Annotated in this window: 12 protein-coding genes; 6 read left to right on the top strand and 6 right to left on the bottom strand. The window is 68.1% G+C overall.

Annotation, left to right across the window (positions count from 1 at the left end):
* Positions 1-77: 77 nt before the first annotated feature.
* Entirely contained in the window at positions 78-1,106 is a 1,029-nt protein-coding gene (locus RBB84_RS21495) for an FAD-dependent monooxygenase (protein ID WP_350246784.1), read from the bottom strand.
* A 59-nt stretch (positions 1,107-1,165) separates the two neighbouring features.
* Between RBB84_RS21495 and RBB84_RS21500 the strand changes: the two genes are divergently transcribed.
* From RBB84_RS21500 to RBB84_RS21510, 3 genes are all read left to right on the top strand, one after another.
* A complete protein-coding gene (locus RBB84_RS21500) occupies positions 1,166-1,735 on the top strand; it encodes a TetR family transcriptional regulator (RefSeq protein WP_350246785.1) in 570 nt (189 codons plus the stop codon).
* Positions 1,736-2,035: 300 nt separating this feature from the next.
* A complete protein-coding gene (gltB, locus tag RBB84_RS21505) occupies positions 2,036-6,631 on the top strand; it encodes a glutamate synthase large subunit (RefSeq protein ID WP_350246787.1) in 4,596 nt (1,531 codons plus the stop codon).
* Complete coding sequence (locus RBB84_RS21510) at positions 6,624-8,075, top strand: glutamate synthase subunit beta (RefSeq protein ID WP_024102591.1); 1,452 nt, start codon at positions 6,624-6,626, stop codon at positions 8,073-8,075. The genes gltB and RBB84_RS21510 overlap by 8 nt, the downstream gene beginning before the upstream one ends.
* Before the next feature lie 78 nt (positions 8,076-8,153).
* On the opposite strand, the gene RBB84_RS21515 is transcribed toward RBB84_RS21510, so the two are convergent.
* Complete coding sequence (locus RBB84_RS21515; RefSeq protein ID WP_006553333.1) at positions 8,154-8,627, bottom strand: DoxX family protein; 474 nt, start codon at positions 8,625-8,627, stop codon at positions 8,154-8,156.
* 149 nt (positions 8,628-8,776) lie between these two features.
* Between RBB84_RS21515 and RBB84_RS21520 the strand changes: the two genes are divergently transcribed.
* Complete coding sequence (locus RBB84_RS21520) at positions 8,777-9,547, top strand: hypothetical protein (protein ID WP_350246789.1); 771 nt, start codon at positions 8,777-8,779, stop codon at positions 9,545-9,547.
* A gap of 254 nt (positions 9,548-9,801) precedes the next feature.
* On the top strand, positions 9,802-10,590 hold the full coding sequence (locus RBB84_RS21525) for a cutinase family protein (RefSeq protein WP_350246791.1): 789 nt from the start codon (positions 9,802-9,804) through the stop codon (positions 10,588-10,590).
* 3 nt (positions 10,591-10,593) lie between these two features.
* Here the strand turns inward: RBB84_RS21525 and RBB84_RS21530 are convergent, their stop codons facing one another.
* Together RBB84_RS21530 and RBB84_RS21535 are read right to left on the bottom strand one after the other, a co-directional pair.
* Positions 10,594-11,505, bottom strand: coding sequence for an SDR family NAD(P)-dependent oxidoreductase (locus RBB84_RS21530; RefSeq protein ID WP_350246793.1), 912 nt, complete (start codon positions 11,503-11,505; stop codon positions 10,594-10,596).
* A gap of 36 nt (positions 11,506-11,541) precedes the next feature.
* Positions 11,542-12,183: an MSMEG_1061 family FMN-dependent PPOX-type flavoprotein gene (locus RBB84_RS21535; RefSeq protein ID WP_006553337.1), complete on the bottom strand. Its 642-nt coding sequence runs from the start codon at positions 12,181-12,183 to the stop codon at positions 11,542-11,544.
* Positions 12,184-12,362: 179 nt separating this feature from the next.
* Here RBB84_RS21535 and RBB84_RS21540 point away from each other — a divergent pair, with 179 nt between their 5' ends.
* Positions 12,363-12,845: a nuclear transport factor 2 family protein gene (locus tag RBB84_RS21540; RefSeq protein ID WP_006553338.1), complete on the top strand. Its 483-nt coding sequence runs from the start codon at positions 12,363-12,365 to the stop codon at positions 12,843-12,845.
* A gap of 56 nt (positions 12,846-12,901) precedes the next feature.
* On the opposite strand, the gene RBB84_RS21545 is transcribed toward RBB84_RS21540, so the two are convergent.
* Positions 12,902-13,501: a histidine phosphatase family protein gene (locus RBB84_RS21545; protein WP_350246796.1), complete on the bottom strand. Its 600-nt coding sequence runs from the start codon at positions 13,499-13,501 to the stop codon at positions 12,902-12,904.
* 44 nt (positions 13,502-13,545) lie between these two features.
* Positions 13,546-16,836 (bottom strand): bifunctional lysylphosphatidylglycerol synthetase/lysine--tRNA ligase LysX, encoded by a 3,291-nt coding sequence (gene lysX / locus RBB84_RS21550; protein ID WP_350247705.1) that lies wholly within the window; start codon positions 16,834-16,836, stop codon positions 13,546-13,548.
* Between the last annotated feature and the right edge of the window lie 163 nt (positions 16,837-16,999).

A 16,999-nucleotide genomic window follows, 5' to 3' on the forward strand; every position in this document is an offset into this window, starting at 1 on the left:
TCCGGCAGACGTTCCATCAGGGTTGGACGCAGCAGCGTGACGATCGGTTCCCTCGACCGGGTGATTTTCGGAACGTTTCAGGCGATGCGGCCGAATGCTGTGATGGAGGAGTCGCGGAGAGATGTCAGCCGGGACGCGGTCGCGATCCTGGCGACCGCCCGTGACGTGGGCACGAGGAGCTGGGTGCGGCGTCGACGGGCACGGTCATAGCGCTGCAGAGCGATCGGTACCGGATGCTCGGACAACAGCGTCGCGAGTGTCGTGGCGTCGACGATTGCTTCGCATGCGCCGCGGCCGAGATTCGGTGCCATCGCATGCGCCGCGTCGCCGATCAGTGCGGTGTTGCCGCGGACGTACGACGGGAGGCGGGGGGATTCGTACAGGTCGTGGTACATGACGTCGTCGGGGTCGAGGCGGCCGAGGATGTCGCGTACGCCGGGGTGCCAGTCGTGGAAGCGGCCGTACAGGTCGTCGAGGGTGCCGCCGGTGCCTTCGGTGGTGCGGACGGCGGCGAACCAGTTGGTGAGGTCGCCGTCGCGGTCGGTGATTCCGAAGAGCGCGCCGGGACCCCAGGTTTCTCCATGGTTCGTGGTGGAGCCGCCGACCCAGCCGCGCCACGCTCCGTACCCGGTGTGCACGGGCCGGTAGGCCGGACCGAACACCTCGTCACGTACCGCACTGCCGATTCCGTCCGCGCCGATCATCACGTCGTATCCGGCGAGGGCCGTGAGCGGTGGCGCGGGGGCGTCGAACTTCACGATGTGGTCGGGGAGGCCGGACAGCAGGATGTCGAGGAGGGCGGGCCGGGAAACCATGACCGGTGCCCGGCGAAGGTCCCCGACGTGGGCGAGCACCACACCGTCCCAGCGTCTGAGCGTCGCGGAGCGCTGTGGCACGCCGAGTTGTTCCACCCGTCCGCCGACGCCGGCAACTTCGAGTGCGGCCAGGGCAGGAGGCCACATCCCGAGCGCGGTGCCGGTGCGCGGAGGCTCCGGAGATCGTTCGAACACGTCGATGTGCCATCCGTGGCGGAGGAGGGTGTTCGCGGCGGTGAGCCCTCCGATTCCGCCGCCGAGGATCGCCGCACTGCCTGGCTTCACGGTCATGTCATGACGGTACTACGTATGTAGTGGACAGTCACTACCTCTGTAGTGATCCTCGTAGAATGTCTCTCGTGACCGACAAACGCGCCACCGTCCTCGACGCCGCAATCGAACTCGTGGGGACCGAAGGATTGCGCGCCCTCACCCACCGCCGCGTGGATGCCATCGCCGGTGTGCCGGCCGGCTCCACGTCGAACTACTTCCGCACCCGCCAGGCTCTCGTCGAAGGGGTGCTCGACAGGCTCCTCAAGCGGGACCGGGTCCAGCTCGAGGCGATCGGCGCCGCGTTGCCGGGGGACGCACGTGAGCTCGAAGACCTGGCGCACGGATATGTGATGTTCGTGACGGGGGACGACCTCGTGCGGACCCGCGCACGCTTCGCGATGTTCGTCGAGGCGATGGCGACGCCCGAACTGCGTGCCGGGGTCGAAACCCGCCGCAGCGAACTGCGCGGATGGATCGGGACCGTGCTCGCGGGCCTCGGCGTCGACGATTCCGCCACCGCCGCGCGGGTTCTCATCGACTATCTGGACGGACTGATCCTGCATCGCTGCACCTCGCAGGACGACGGGCCGGACCCGCGCGACGGCGTGTCCCGAATGGTGCGAATGCTGCTTTCCACGGCAGGGTGACGCCCGCGATTCCGGTGCGTTACGGCTGCGTTTCCGCAGGTGGGCGGAAGAATAGGGCAGGCTTGCTTGCATTACCCCCCGCCACCTGGCATATCGTTCGTTTCGAAGACGGTGGGACCACGACGTCCCACCGGTCGCCGGGTCCACGCTCGCGCTGCCGAAAAGGCACCCGCACCGTCGCGGATGAGCGGATACTGGCGATGTCGAAGGTATCGGGCACCCGGCCGATACCCGTCTACGGCAGTAGATGGCCATCAGCGCTGCTGGTCGTCGGTGCTATCGCATCAACGAAGGCTAGGTATGACTCATCTCCCCGGGCCTCGAGGGCTCTACCACCCGGCGAACGAGCACGACTCCTGTGGCGTCGCGTTCGTCGTCGACATGCACGGTCGTCGCAGTCGCGACATCGTGGAGAAGGCGATCACCGCCCTGGTGAATCTCGAACACCGCGGTGCAGCGGGAGCGGAACAGAACACCGGCGACGGCGCCGGCATCCTGATCCAGGTCCCCGACGCCTACTTCCGTGAGGTCGTCGACTTCGATCTTCCCGCCGAAGGCGCATACGCGACCGGTATCGCGTTCCTGCCCAAGGACACCGCCAAGGCCGACGCCGCGGCCGCCGAGGTCGACCGCATCGTCGCCGAAGAGGGCCTCGAGGTCCTCGGCTGGCGCGAGGTGCCGATCGACGAGTCCGAGCTGGGTTCCATGGCCAAGGACGCCATGCCCACCTTCCGGCAGATCTTCATCGCCTCCGGCGCCCGCGCGCTCACCGGCCTCGAGCTCGAGCGCCGCGCGTACGTCGTGCGCAAGCGCACCGAGCACGAGCTCGGCCACCACGGCGCGGGCGAGGACGGTCCCGGCAGCGAGACCGTCTACTTCCCGAGCCTGTCGGCGTCGACCTTCGTCTACAAGGGCATGCTCACCACGCCCCAGATGAAGGGTTTCTACCGCGACCTGCAGGACGAGCGCGTCGACTCGGCCCTCGGTCTCGTGCACTCGCGGTTCTCCACCAACACGTTCCCGTCGTGGCCGCTCGCGCATCCCTTCCGCCGCGTGGCGCACAACGGCGAGATCAACACCGTCACGGGCAATGCCAACTGGATGCGCGCCCGTGAGGCACTCATCGACACCGAGGTCTTCGGCGGTCGCGACAAGCTCGAGAAGATCTTCCCGGTCTGCACGCCGGGTGCGTCCGACACCGCGCGTTTCGACGAGGTGCTCGAACTGCTGCACCTCGGTGGTCGCAGCCTGCCGCACGCCGTGCTCATGATGATCCCTGAGGCGTGGGAGCGCCACGACTCGATGGATCCGGCCCGTCGCGCGTTCTACGAGTACCACGCGGCCCTCATGGAGCCGTGGGACGGACCGGCCTCGGTGTGCTTCACCGACGGCACCGTCATCGGCGCCGTGCTCGACCGCAACGGCCTGCGCCCCTCACGTGCCTGGGTCACCGACGACGGCCTCGTCGTCATGGCCTCCGAGGTGGGTGTGCTCGACATCCCCACCGAGAAGATCGTCAGCAAGCGTCGCCTGCAGCCGGGCCGCATGTTCCTCGTCGACACGGCCAAGGGCCGCATCGTCGAGGACGAGGAGATCAAGCGCGAGCTCGCCGCCGAGCATCCCTACGAGGAGTGGGTCGCAGGCGGCGTCACCCGTCTCGAGGATCTGCCCGAGAGCAAGTACACCTACATGTCGCACGAGCGTGTCGTGCTGCGGCAGCAGGTATTCGGCTACACCCGCGAAGAGGTCGACCTCCTCGTCAAGCCGATGGCGGCCTCCGGAGCCGAGGCGCTCGGCTCGATGGGCACCGACACGCCGATCGCCGTGCTGTCGTCGCGTCCGCGTCAGCTGTTCGACTTCTTCTCGCAGCTGTTCGCCCAGGTCACCAACCCGCCGCTCGACGCGATCCGTGAGGAGATCGTCACCAGCATGGGCGGCATGCTCGGCCCCGAGGGCGACCTGCTGAACCCGACCGAGGCGTCGTGCCGGCAGATTCTCATCGGTGCGCCGGTCATCGACAACGACGACCTGCAGAAGCTCATCCACGTCAACGACGAGAAGCAGTTCCCCGGCTTCAACAGCGTCATCATCCGCGGCCTGTACCCGGTCGCGGAGGGCGGTGAGGGTCTGCGTCGCGCCCTCGCCTCGATCCGCGAGCAGGTCTCGCAGGCCATCGAGAAGGGCGCACGCCTGATCGTGCTGTCCGACCGCGAGTCCGACGAGAAGCTGGCGCCGATCCCGTCGCTGCTGCTCACCTCCGCGGTGCACCACCACCTCGTCCGCGAGAAGACCCGCACCAAGGTCGGTCTGCTCGTCGAGGCCGGCGACGCCCGCGAGGTCCACCACATCGCCGCCCTGTGCGGTTTCGGTGCGGCCGTGGTCAACCCGTACATGGCGTTCGAGAGCATCGACGAGCTGTTGCAGAACGGCGACCTGCCCGAGGGCATGACCCTCGACAAGGCCATCGCCAACTACATCAAGGCGGCCTCGAAGGGCGTGCTCAAGGTGATGTCCAAGATGGGCATCTCCACGCTCGCCTCCTACACCGGTGCGCAGCTGTTCCAGGTCATCGGCCTGTCGCAGGAACTCGTCGACGAGTACTTCACCGGTCTGCAGTCGCAGCTCGGCGGTGTCGGTCTCGACGAGATCGCCGCGGACGTCGCGGCCCGTCACCGCACGGCCTTCCTCGACCGCCAGTCCGAGCGCGCGCACCGCGAGCTCGAGGTGGGTGGCGAGTACCAGTGGCGTCGTGAGGGCGAGTACCACCTGTTCAACCCGGACACGGTGTTCAAGCTCCAGCACGCGACCCGCACCGGCCAGTACTCGATCTTCAAGGAGTACACGAAGCTCGTCGACGACCAGTCGGAGCGACTCGCGTCGCTGCGCGGTCTGTTCGAGTTCAAGAAGGGCGTGCGCCCGCCGGTGCCGCTCGACGAGGTCGAGCCGGCGAGCGAGATCGTCAAGCGATTCTCGACCGGTGCGATGAGCTACGGCTCCATCTCGGCCGAGGCGCACGAGACCCTCGCGATCGCGATGAACCGTCTCGGTGGCCGCTCGAACTCCGGTGAGGGCGGCGAGCATCCGAGCCGTTTCACCCCGGACGAGAACGGCGACTGGCGGCGCTCGGCGATCAAGCAGGTCGCCTCGGGTCGCTTCGGTGTGACCGCGCACTACCTGAGCAACTGCACCGACATCCAGATCAAGATGGCGCAGGGCGCGAAGCCCGGTGAGGGCGGCCAGCTGCCGCCGCACAAGGTGTACCCGTGGGTCGCCGAGGTCCGTGGCTCGACGCCCGGCGTGGGCCTGATCTCGCCGCCGCCGCACCACGACATCTACTCGATCGAGGATCTCGCGCAGCTGATCCACGACCTGAAGAACGCCAACCCGAAGGCCCGCATCCACGTGAAGCTGGTCTCCGAGCTCGGTGTCGGCACGGTCGCCGCGGGTGTGTCGAAGGCACACGCCGACGTCGTGCTCATCTCGGGTCACGACGGTGGTACCGGCGCGTCGCCGCTGACCTCCCTCAAGCACGCGGGTGCTCCCTGGGAGATCGGTCTCGCCGAGACCCAGCAGACGCTGATGCTCAACGGTCTGCGCGACCGCATCGTCGTGCAGGTCGACGGCCAGATGAAGACCGGCCGCGACGTCGTGGTCGCCGCTCTCCTCGGCGCCGAGGAGTACGGTTTCGCGACCGCGCCGCTCGTGGTCTCGGGCTGCATCATGATGCGTGTGTGCCACCTCGATACCTGCCCCGTGGGTGTCGCGACGCAGAACCCGGTGCTGCGCAAGCGGTTCACCGGTAAGCCGGAGTTCGTCGAGAACTTCATGCTGTACATCGCCGAAGAGGTGCGCGAGTACCTCGCCGAACTCGGTTTCCGCAGTCTCGACGAGGCCATCGGCCAGGTGGACGTCCTCGACACCCGCAAGGCCGTCGAGCACTACCGCGCGTCGAAGCTCGACCTGTCGCCGCTGCTCGAGAAGGTCACCTCCCCGATCTTCGGGGAGCAGGACATGCACTGCACCAAGGAGCAGTACCACGCTCTCGACAAGGCACTCGACAACGAGCTGATCGCGAAAGCGCAGCCCGCTCTCGAGTCGGGTACGTCGGTCTCGTTCGACACTCCGATCACCAACGTCAACCGCACCGTCGGCACGATGCTTGGCCACGAGCTCACCAAGAAGTACGGTGCGGAAGGGTTGCCGGACAACACGATCGACATCACCTTCGCAGGTTCGGCCGGCAACAGCTTCGGTGCGTTCGTCCCGCGCGGCATCACGATGCGGCTCAACGGCGACGCGAACGACTTCGTCGGCAAGGGCCTGTCGGGTGGTCGCATCATCGTGCGCCCGCCGCACAATGCGGCCGAGGGTTTCGTGCCCGAGGACAACATCATCGCCGGCAACGTCATCCTGTTCGGTGCCACCTCGGGTGAGGTCCTCATCCGTGGCATCGCGGGTGAGCGCTTCGCGGTCCGCAACTCCGGAGCCACGGCCGTCGTCGAAGGCGTCGGCGACCACGGCTGCGAGTACATGACGGGTGGCAAGGTCGTCATCCTCGGCAAGACCGGCCGCAACTTCGGTGCGGGCATGTCCGGTGGCGTCGCGTTCGTGTACAACCCGGACAAGGACTTCGAGAACAACCTGAACACCGAGCTGGTCGACCTCGAGGATCTCGAGGGCGAGGACTTCGCGTGGCTCAAGGGCGCCGTCGAACGGCATCGTGACGAAACGGGCTCCGAGGTCGCAGCCCGCATCCTGGCCGACTGGTCACAACAGGTCAGCCACTTCGCGAAGGTCATGCCTCGCGATTACAAGAAGGTACTCATGGCTATCAAGGACGCCACCATCCGTGGTGCGAACGTGGACGAGGCGATCATGGAGGCTGCTCGTGGCTGATCCCACCGGTTTCCTCAAGCACGGTTCCCGCGAGACGCCGGTCCGCCGGCCTGTCCCGCTGCGACTCCTCGACTGGAAGGAGGTCTACGAGCCGTTCCCGCTCGACACCCTCCGGACCCAGGCAAGCCGTTGCATGGACTGCGGTATCCCCTTTTGCCACAACGGTTGCCCGCTCGGGAATCTCATCCCCGAGTGGAACGACCTCGCCTACAAGGGTAAGTGGGAGGACGGGATCGAGCGCCTCCACGCCACGAACAACTTCCCCGAGTTCACCGGCCGGCTCTGCCCGGCGCCCTGCGAGGCGTCGTGCGTGCTCGGCATCAACCAGGACCCGGTGACCATCAAGCAGGTCGAGGTCGAGCTGGTCGAGAAGGCCTTCGACGACGGCCGCGTCAAGCCGGTTCCGCCGTCGAAGCTCACCGGCCACAAGGTCGCGGTAGTCGGCTCCGGGCCTGCCGGTCTCGCTGCGGCACAGCAGCTCACGCGTGCCGGTCACTCGGTGACGGTGTTCGAGCGGGCCGACCGCATCGGTGGTCTTCTCCGTTACGGCATCCCCGAGTTCAAGATGGAGAAGCGCTTCATCGACCGCCGTCTCGCGCAGATGGAGGCCGAGGGCACCGTCTTCAAGCCGGGCGTGAACGTGGGTGTCGACATCACCGCCGATGAGCTGCGCGAGCAGTTCGACGCCGTGGTGCTCGCCGGCGGCGCGACCGTCGCCCGCGACCTGCAGATCCCCGGACGCGAGCTCGACGGCATCCACCAGGCGATGGAGTTCCTGCCGATCGCCAACCGCGTGCAGCTCGGCGATCTGCCGGCCCCGACCATCACGGCCGAGGGTAAGAAGGTCGTCATCATCGGCGGTGGCGACACCGGCGCCGACTGCCTGGGCACCTCGCACCGTCAGGGTGCGGAGAGCGTCCACCAGTTCGAGATCATGCCGCGGCCGCCGGAGCAGCGCGCCGAGTCCACCCCGTGGCCGACCTACCCCCTCATGTACCGCGTCTCGTCGGCGCACGAGGAGGGCGGCGAGCGCGTCTTCTCCGTCAACACCGAGGAATTCATCGGCAAGGACGGCAAGGTCACCGCGCTGAAGGCGCACGAGGTGCAGATGGTCGACGGTCGCTTCGAGAAGGTCGAAGGCAGCGACTTCGAACTCGAGGCCGATCTGGTGCTGCTCGCGATGGGCTTCACCGGTGCCGAGAAGCCGGGTCTGCTCACCGATCTCGGGGTCGACTTCGACCAGCGTGGCAACGTCGCCCGTTCGTCGGAGTGGTCCACCAACGTCGACGGTGTCTTCGTCGCCGGCGACATGGGTCGCGGACAGTCGCTCATCGTCTGGGCGATCGCCGAGGGTCGCGCGTGCGCCGCTGCGGTGGACCGCTTCCTCGAGGGTGAGACGGCGTTGCCGGCGCCGATCGCGACCACCACGATGCCGCAGCGCTGAACGAGGTACGACCACTGGGCCGCACACCGGAAGGTGTGCGGCCCAGTGGCGTTCGGGGGGCGGCGTTCGTGGGTGGGGTCAGGCGTCGACGAGCGACGCGGGATCGGTGTCGGTTGCGGTGGCCGGCGCCGGTTCGGGTGTGGCCTCCTCGCGCCGCCGCGCGAGGAGGCGATCCACGGCCCACGATCCGGAGCCGAGGAAGATCAGGACGAACATCGCCCAGCAGAACAGCGCGGCGGATTCACCGTCGTTCTGGATGGGCAGTGCGCCGTCGGCCTGGTGACCCCAGAAGTAGGCGTACGCCATCGATCCGGAGCCGAGGAAGGCCGCGAGCCGGGTACCGAGACCGACGATCAGGGCGGTGCCGCACACGACCTGGATGATCGCACCCCACCAGCCGGGCCATGCGCCGAGTTGTGCGGTGGTTCCGCCGTAGGGTTCCGCCGGCCACGCCCACAGGCTCGTGGTGCCGTGGCAGAGGAACAGGAAACCGACGGCGATGCGGAAGGCGGCGACGGCGTGATCGCCGAAACGGTCCGGCCAATGGCGCACTGCTTGGTCATCGTTCCTCGGGTTTCGGTGGAGCTGCCCCTGCTTTCCGGGGGTGGATCCACAGAAATCCGCTCGACAGGGACCACCGGACGCGCTGCGCTTGTGATATTTCCGTGTCGCCGGGCGTCGCACCCGTTATGGTTCTGCGCATGACGGCTACGAGACGGGCACTGGCAACGGTCGTGATGGGTGCGGGTGCCGTCGTGGCTGCCGTCGCGGCGGCTCCCACCGCGACCGCGGACCCTGCGGACGCGTGCATCCGCAACGGTGGCGGGCTCGTGACGATCGACGGCGCCGAGCCCGTCCCACCGGTTTTCGGATTCGACGGTCCCCGCCTGCTCGGACTCCAGGGCGGCGTCGGCAACGCATGCATCACCAACGTGGGTCCCGGCGCCGTGACCGTCACGCATCCCGAGGGGCGTGTCCCGGGACGCACCGAGGTGTCCACCGCGCTCGTGGAGATGCGGGTCGACGGCGGGCTCGGCAACGTCGCCGTCACCAATGTCGGTACCGGCGCGGTCACGGTGCACCGGACGGAGGTCACGCCCGAGCCCGTTGCGGGGCCTGCACAGGCTCCGCTCCCCGGGATGCCGGAGCTGATCCTCGACGCGGGAACCGACGGCGTCTTCGTCACGAATGTCGGTACAGGCGGTGTCACGGTCGTCGACCGTGCCGTCGCGCCGGCGGAGCTCCCGGCCCCGCCACCGCCTCCGCCGGGCGCGGTGGTCACCGATCCGTTCAGCGGAAACATCTATGTGACAAACCTTTTCGGGCCCGACATCGTCGTCGCGGAACCCGCCTCGACCGCCGAAGGGAGCGTCGTCGAGCGGCCGGTTCCGGGAACGGCGGTCGACTACGGGACGGGCAACGTCTTCGTGACGAACATCGGTGGGGGACAGGTGACCGTCGTCCGCGGCTGATCCGCCGGCCCCGTCGTTTCCCGACAACGTTCCGGACTCGGATACATCACATCCGGTTCACGAATATGTCATCCTTCTACTCGATACTGCCGGGGAGGGACGCGGCACCAGGACAGTAGCGGGGCGGGGACATGGCTATGAGAAGAGTGTGGGCGGCAACGGTGGCCGCAGTGGCGGCATGTGCAGCAGTATTCGCTGCAATGCCTGCGGCGCAAGCCGATCCGCCCGGATGTCCGACCCTGAACGTGGTCGCTGTGCCTGGAACATGGGAGACCGCGAACACCCCCGACCCCGGCCGCGGGAACGGCATGCTCGCCCAGGTCACGTCCAATCTTCCCGCGGGTGCCCGCGTCGACTACGTCGCGTATCCCGCCACGGCCTTTCCGTGGGAGGGCGACGTGTACGCGGCCTCCCGCAATCGCGCCGTCGACAACGCACGCGGCATCATCGCGGCCACTGCCGAGCGGTGCCCCCTCACGAACTTCGCCCTCGTCGGCTACAGCCAGGGTGCCGATGCCGCAGGCGATCTCGCCGCCGAGATCGGCACCGGGCTGGGAGTGATCGGTCCGCACCGCCTCGTCGCGGTGGGTCTGCTGTCCGATCCGCGCCGCTCCGAACTCGACCCGTTCGTCGGTCCGCCCGTCGCCGGCACCGGTGCGGGAGGTGCCCGCGCGGGAGGCTTCGGATTCGTAACGCCCAACGTGCGCACCATCTGCGCGGTGGGCGACCTCTACTGCTCGACGCCGCCGGAGGACTTCGTCACGCGACTGGCCGGCTTCCTCGCGATCTCGGCGGGCAGCCCGTTCGAGCAGCTCGAGAACTACCGCGACGAGGCGACGGCGCTCTACAACGACATCATGACCGCCGGGGGCATCCCGATGCTGCAGCTACAGCTCACGCCCGAGGCGAACGAGCTGCGCGAGCAGAAGATCCGAACCTTCTACGAGTCGCAGATCCACCAGGACTACTCGAACTACGTGGTCGACGGTCGCGGAACGACGGCCACGCGGTGGCTGCACGACTGGATCGCCTCGAAGACCTGACCATCAATCGATGTCGAATCGTGCGCCCACACGCATGACACGGGGCGCGAAGCGCATCAGCCACTTGCGGACCTTCGCGCCCGGGGCGACCGTCACCACAGGCTTGTTGTGACGGACAGCCCCGACGATCGCCTTGGCCACCTTCTCCGGCGCGATGTGCAGGCGCCGGTACATCGCGAGGGTGCGGGTGCGTCGTGCTGCTCGTAGTTCCTTGTTCGGCGCGACGTACTCCGTCGCCCGGGTGAGGTTGGTGTCCACCAGGTCGGGACACACGACGGTCACGCCGATCCCGTGTTCGAGCAGTTCGGCGCGCAGGCACTCCGACAGCATGAACACCCCGGCCTTGCTCGTCGTGTAGGCGGCGAGGTTGCGTTGCGGCATGTACGCCGCGGCCGACGAGACGTTGACGATCTGCCCGCCCGTGCCGGCCTCGATCATCTGCTCCGTGAAGGCGCGGCAGCCGTAGACCACTCCCCAGAAGTTCACGTCCATCACGTTCTCGAAGACGCTCTGCGGAGTGTCGGCGAAGGCACCGATGACACCGATGCCCGCGTTGTTGACGAGCACGTCGGCGACGCCGTGCCGTTCGCGAACGGTCTGCGCGAACTTTTGGACCTGCTGTTCGTCGGAGACGTCGAGTTCGTAGGCGTGAGCGGCGCCGCCGAAGACGGCCTCGGAACCTCCGGCACCGGGAGCCGGGACGTTCACGAGCGCCACCGTCTCGCGGGCGCTGTCGAGATCCTTGTCTGCCACGACGACGATGGCACCTTCGGCGGCGAAGGCGATCGCCGAGGCCCGGCCGATCCCGCTACCACCACCGGTGACGACGACGAGGGCGCCGGTCAGGTCGCGCAGGCGGCTGCGCAGTGCAGCGCCGGCGCGCCAGCGGCGTATCTGGGCGATCCGAGAGGTCACCCCACCATCGTGACGCACTCGCCGCGTGTGGTCCGGTCAGTACAGGAACTCGCGGTAGAGCTCGCGTTTGCCCGGCTCGGCGTCGGCCGGGATCTCGATCGAGTGGAGTTCGGCGTGCATGTCGCGCATCGAGGGGACCGCCGCGCGGTCGGGATAGGTCGACGGATCCCACAGCTTGGCGCGGAGCAACGCCCGCGCGCAGTGCAGGAAGACCTCGTCGATCTGCACGATCACAGCGAGCTGCGCCGGCTTGTTCTGCAGCGACAGCTTCCCGAGCAGGTCGGGGTCGGTCGACAGCGTGGCGCGGCCGTTGATCCGCAGCACCTCCTCGTCGCCGGGGACGAAGAACAGCAGCCCGACGTGAGGGTTCTCGAGGATGTTCCGGTACGAGTCGGCGCGGCGATTGCCGGGCCGGTCGGGCAGCGCGATCGTGTGGTCGTCGAGGACGAGCACCGCCGACTCGATGTCGCCGCGCGGCGAGCAGTCGCAGTTGCCGACGGCGTCGGCGGTGGCGATCGTGAAGAACCGCGCCAGCGACAGGAAATGCCTGATGAGCGGCGTCAGGTGTGGTCGCGCCTTGTCGACGATCGCCGGGTGCGGAATGCCCAGGACGGCCTCGAGCTCGTCCTGTGTCCGTATCCCGCCCTGTACGAGTTCGTCGATCCTGTCCGCATCCATCCGGTGCACCTCCGGCGGTGACCGTATCAATCCTGCACGGGAAGATCACGTCGGCGTCCGTGTCATGCCCTGGTCAGGGGCTGCACAGTCGATTGCTTCCGGTCACCGGGACGACCCGGGAGGCAGGACTCCGGACCCCGGTAGAACGGGTGGCGACGCCCCCGCCCGGAAGGATCGAGATGACCGACTCCGCCCTGCTGGCCTCCCTCCTCGAACGCGTACAGCTCCTCGAGGACAAGGCTGCGATCCACGAGGTCCTCACGGCCTACGGCCCGGCCGTCGACGCCGGTGACGCCGAGGCGGTGGGGGAACTGTGGGCCGAGGACGCCGTCTACGACGTCGACATCCGCCTGATGGAGGGTCGCGACGCCATTATGGAGATGGTGCGCACCCGACCGCACCAGGACTACATCGAGGAGGGCTGCGGTCATCTGCTCGACCCGGTGCACATCCGGGTCGACGGCGACACCGCCGTCGCGACCTGCCACTCCCTGCTGCTGCGCCGCAACGCCGATTCGGATTCGTTCCGGGTGTGGCGGGTGAGCGCCAATCGTTTCGAACTCGCCCGGATCGACGGCAGCTGGAAGATCGTGCGCCGCACGTCGCGGTTGCTCGACGGCAGCACCGCCGCCCGCGACCTCCTCGCGAGCGCACGGCGCTGAACCCACGACTCGCGGGTGGGCGCTGGGGGCTCACCCGCGGCCGGCTCCCGGGGCGCTCAGACGCGCAGGGTGTCGCGTACGTGCCCGGTCTCGTTGATCGACGCGACGCGGCGCGCGCCGCTGCGTGAGACGAGGATGCGCGTCACCGACGCGTACTCGATGGGGAACATCAGCGGCCGGGGCAGCTCGAGCAGGTGCTGCAGCACGATGTTCACGACCCCACCGTGGGCGAACAGCGCCACGGTCTCGGCGTGGTCGCACGTGTCCACCACGTGGTCGATCCCTCGCAGCACCCGCGTGCGGAAGGCGTCCCCGTCCACGAAATCGGGCAGGTGACCTGCCAGGATGCGCTTGTAGGCGGCCGGTGCGACGTCCTTCGCGGCGTCGATCGTGAAGTAGTGGTCGTGGCCGTAGTCGTACTCGGCGATGTCCTCCATCTTCTCCACGTCGAGCCCGCGTCGTTCCGCGACCGGATCGGCCGTCTGCAGGGCCCGCAACTGCGGGCTCGAGAACAGGCGGGTGATGTTGTAGGGGGACAGCGCGTCCGGCAACCGCGACGCCTGGAGACGACCGGCCTCCGTGAGCGGCGGGTCGGCGCCCCCGGTCTCGGCGCGGGCGTTGTTCGGCTCGGCGTGACGGATCAGGAGTAGCTGCACGACCTCACGATGCCAGGTGGAGCGGTTTCACGTGAAACCACCCGTCAGGAGCGCCGCGGCTTCGTGAACGGGAACGCCAGCGACTCGCGGATGCTCCCTCCGAGTACGAGCATCACGATCCGGTCGACACCCATACCGAGGCCGCCGGTGGGAGGCATCGCGTATTCGAGTGCTTCGAGGAACTCCTCGTCGAGTTCCATCGCCTCCTCGTCACCGCCCGCGGCGAGCAGCGACTGCTCCGTGAGGCGAGCACGCTGGTCGAGCGGATCGGTGAGCTCGCTGTAGGCGGTCCCCAGCTCGACACCCCAGGCCACCAGGTCCCACTTCGCCGCGACACCCGGCTTGCGGGGGTGCGGCCGGGTCAACGGCGACACCGAGGTCGGGAAGTCGGTGTAGAAGGTGGGGAACTCCGTCTTCGATTCGACGAGGTGCTCGTACATCTCCTGCGCGGTGGCGCCGGCGTCCCAGGCCGGGTTGTAAGGGATCTCGTGCTCGTCGCACAGGCGTCGCAGGACGTCGACGGGGGTCTGCGCGTCGACGAACGTCCCGAGCGCCTCGGAGATCGCGTCGTGGAAGGTCTTGACGGGCCACTCGCCGGAGATGTCGATCTCGACCGGGATACCGTCGGGTCCGGGCCGCAGGATGATCTCGCGTCCGTGTGCCGCGCGGGCCGCTGCCTGGATCAACTCGCGTGCGACCACCCGCATCTTCTCGTAGTCGCTGTGCGCCTCGTATGCCTCGAGGATCGTGAACTCCGGGTTGTGCTTGAAATCCGCACCCTCGTTGCGGAACACCCGGCCGATCTCGAAGACCTTCGCCATGCCCGCGACGCACAACCGCTTCAGATACAGCTCGGGGGCGATCCGCAGGTACAGATCGGCGTCGTAGGCGTTGATGTGCGTGATGAACGGTGCGGCGTTCGCGCCGCCGTGCACCGACTGCAGGATGGGGGTCTCCACCTCGAGATAGCCGCGCGCCTGCAGTTCGTCGCGTAGCGACCGCACCACCGCGCTGCGTGCCGCGAGGTGGTCGCGTGCCCCGCGGTCGATCGCGAGATGCAGATAGCGTTGCCGCACGCGGGCTTCCGGGTCGACGAGGCCGTGGTACTTGTCGGGCAGCGGATGCAGGCACTTGCCGTCGATGCGCCACGAGTCGGCGAGCACCGAGATCTCGCCGGTGCGGCTGCGTCCCACCTCGCCCGACACCTCGACGAGGTCACCGAGGTCGAACAGGAAGCGTTGTCCGGCCACCCGTTGCCGGTCGATGAGGATCTGGATGTCGCCCGACCAGTCGCGCAGCACCGCGAACAGCACACCGCCGAAGTTGCGGATGCGCAGCAGGCGTCCCGCCACGGTCACCGGGGTGCCGGACTTCGCGGCCCGGGCCTCGGCGGCCGTGTGGGTCGGGGGATGCGCGACCGGATAGGGATCGACACCGTGCTCGACGATCCGCTGCAGGGTGTTCATCCGCACCTGGACCTGTTCGGGGCGGCGACGTCCGTGCGAGACGGCGGGCGTGCCGTCGGCAAGCTCGACGTCGGGTGCGCTGCCGTCGTCGTGCAGTTCTGCCGCGGCCACCTGGTCCTCGGGGAACGCCGAGTGTGTTCCCGTGTGCTGCTGGGTGTTCCGGCGACCGAAGGTGGGGAGGGTGAGGAAGCCCTCGGCGATCGCCGACGCGAGCGCGACGCGCGGGATGAGCCGGTTGTCGCGGAAACACAGGAAGCGGGGCACCCATTCGGGGTGGTACTTGACGTTGGACCGGTACAACGCCTCGAGCTGCCACCACCGTGAGAAGAACAGCAGGATCGACCGCCACAACCGCAGGATCGGGCCGGCACCGATCCGCGCGCCCTCCTCGAAGACCGACCGGAATACCGCGAAGTTCAACGAGATCCGGTCGACGTCGAATTCGGCACCGCGTGAGGCGAGCTCGGAGACCATGAGTTCGACGACGCCGTTGGGGGCCTGCGGGTCGCGGCGCATGAGGTCGAGTGACACGCCGTCCGATCCCCAGGGCACGAGCGAGAGCATCGCGACGACCTTGCCGTCCGCGACCGCTTCGACGAGCAGGCAGTCGCCGTCGAGCGGGTCGCCGAGCCGGCCGAGGGCCATCGAGAAACCGCGCTCGTTTTCGGTGTCGCGCCAGGCCTCGGCGCGCTGGATCGCCGCCGACAGCTCGATGGGTGACAGTTCGCGGTGACGCATGATCCGCGCGGTCACACCGTGTTTGCGGGCGCGGTTGACGGCCTGCCGCACCGGTCGCATGTCGCGTCCGGCGAGACTGAAGTCGCGGGTGAGCAGGACGGCCTCGTCGCCGAGCTGCAGCGCGTTCAGACCCGCACGGTGGTAGGCCGTCGCACCGTCCTCGCTCGCCCCCATCACCGCGGGTGTCCACCCATAGGCGCGGGCGAGGTCGAGCCATTCGTCGATGGCGTGCGGCCATGCTTCGGGGTTGCCGATCGGATCACCGCTCGCGAGGCACACGCCGAGTTCGACGCGGTAGGTCACCGCGGCCTTGCCGCTGGGGGCGAACACCACGGCCTTGTCGCGGCGGGTCGCGAAGTAGCCGAGCGAATCGTCGCTCTGGGCGAGCAGACCGCGGATGGCCGATTCGTCACTGCCGGTGAGCGCGTTGCTCGCTCGCTGTGAACGGAACAGCACCACGACCGCCGCGAGCACGGCGAGGGCGCCGAGGAGGCCGAGGATCGTGTTGACCAGCCCGTTCGGGCGGCCACCGAACTGGTCGTTGTCGATGAACGTCAGCGCGGTGACGCGGTTGAGCGCCCACAGGAACCGGTCGGTAGCGGGCAGGGTGCCGGGGAACAGTTCCACCAGGCCCCAGCCGATGAGCGTCGCGACGACCAGACCACCCACGAGCACACCGAGTGCGGCCCAGGCGTTTCCGCGCCGCACGCGCGTGTAGAACTCGGGATAGGACAGCAGCAGGAGCGCGACGATCAGCAGGTGGACGACCAACGCGACGAGGTGGTTCGGGTCGCGCTCGACGATGCTCATCACGAGATTGGTGATGGAGAATCCGCCGAGGTAGATCGTCAGGATCCACCACGCGATGCGTTTTCGGCCGGCGATCGCACCGGCGAGCAGGCCGAGGACGAGCGCGAACGACAGGCTCGTGTCGGGGGCGTCGAAGTAGTACTCGTCGAGATATTCGCGCGGGGCGTGGATCCAGTAACGCAGGGTCGGGGAGATCGACCACAATGCGACCACGACCGCGTAGATGCCCAGGATCAGGCCGAAGATGTGCGGTACGGCGGACAGACGTCCACCGACACGGTCGGTCAGCGACGGCCGGGAGGGCGGTCGGGCGTCCTCCACCGGACGCGGGCGCTCGACAGGAGCGGCGGAATCCGCAGACATGGAATAGAACGGTAACGGGCAAACGCGGCAGCCGTGGGACGAACGGCCGCGGGACCGGATCACATGCCCGGTCCCGCGGCCGCTCTCATCCGCTCATGCGCCTGTCAGTAGCACTGCGCGC

Source organism: Rhodococcus sp. D-6, from assembly GCF_040256695.1.
In the GTDB taxonomy this organism is placed as follows: Bacteria; Actinomycetota; Actinomycetes; order Mycobacteriales; family Mycobacteriaceae; genus Rhodococcus; species Rhodococcus pyridinivorans.

Excerpts from the sequence above, each read along its gene's own strand:
- RBB84_RS21495 (WP_350246784.1), bottom strand. The coding sequence starts at position 1,106 with ATGACCGTGAAGCCAGGCAGTGCGGCGATCCTCGGCGGCGGAATCGGA.
- RBB84_RS21540 (WP_006553338.1), top strand. The coding sequence starts at position 12,363 with ATGACCGACTCCGCCCTGCTGGCCTCCCTCCTCGAACGCGTACAGCTC.
- RBB84_RS21535 (WP_006553337.1), bottom strand. The coding sequence starts at position 12,183 with ATGGATGCGGACAGGATCGACGAACTCGTACAGGGCGGGATACGGACA.
- gltB (WP_350246787.1), top strand. The coding sequence starts at position 2,036 with ATGACTCATCTCCCCGGGCCTCGAGGGCTCTACCACCCGGCGAACGAG.
- RBB84_RS21520 (WP_350246789.1), top strand. The coding sequence starts at position 8,777 with ATGACGGCTACGAGACGGGCACTGGCAACGGTCGTGATGGGTGCGGGT.
- RBB84_RS21500 (WP_350246785.1), top strand. The coding sequence starts at position 1,166 with ATGTCTCTCGTGACCGACAAACGCGCCACCGTCCTCGACGCCGCAATC.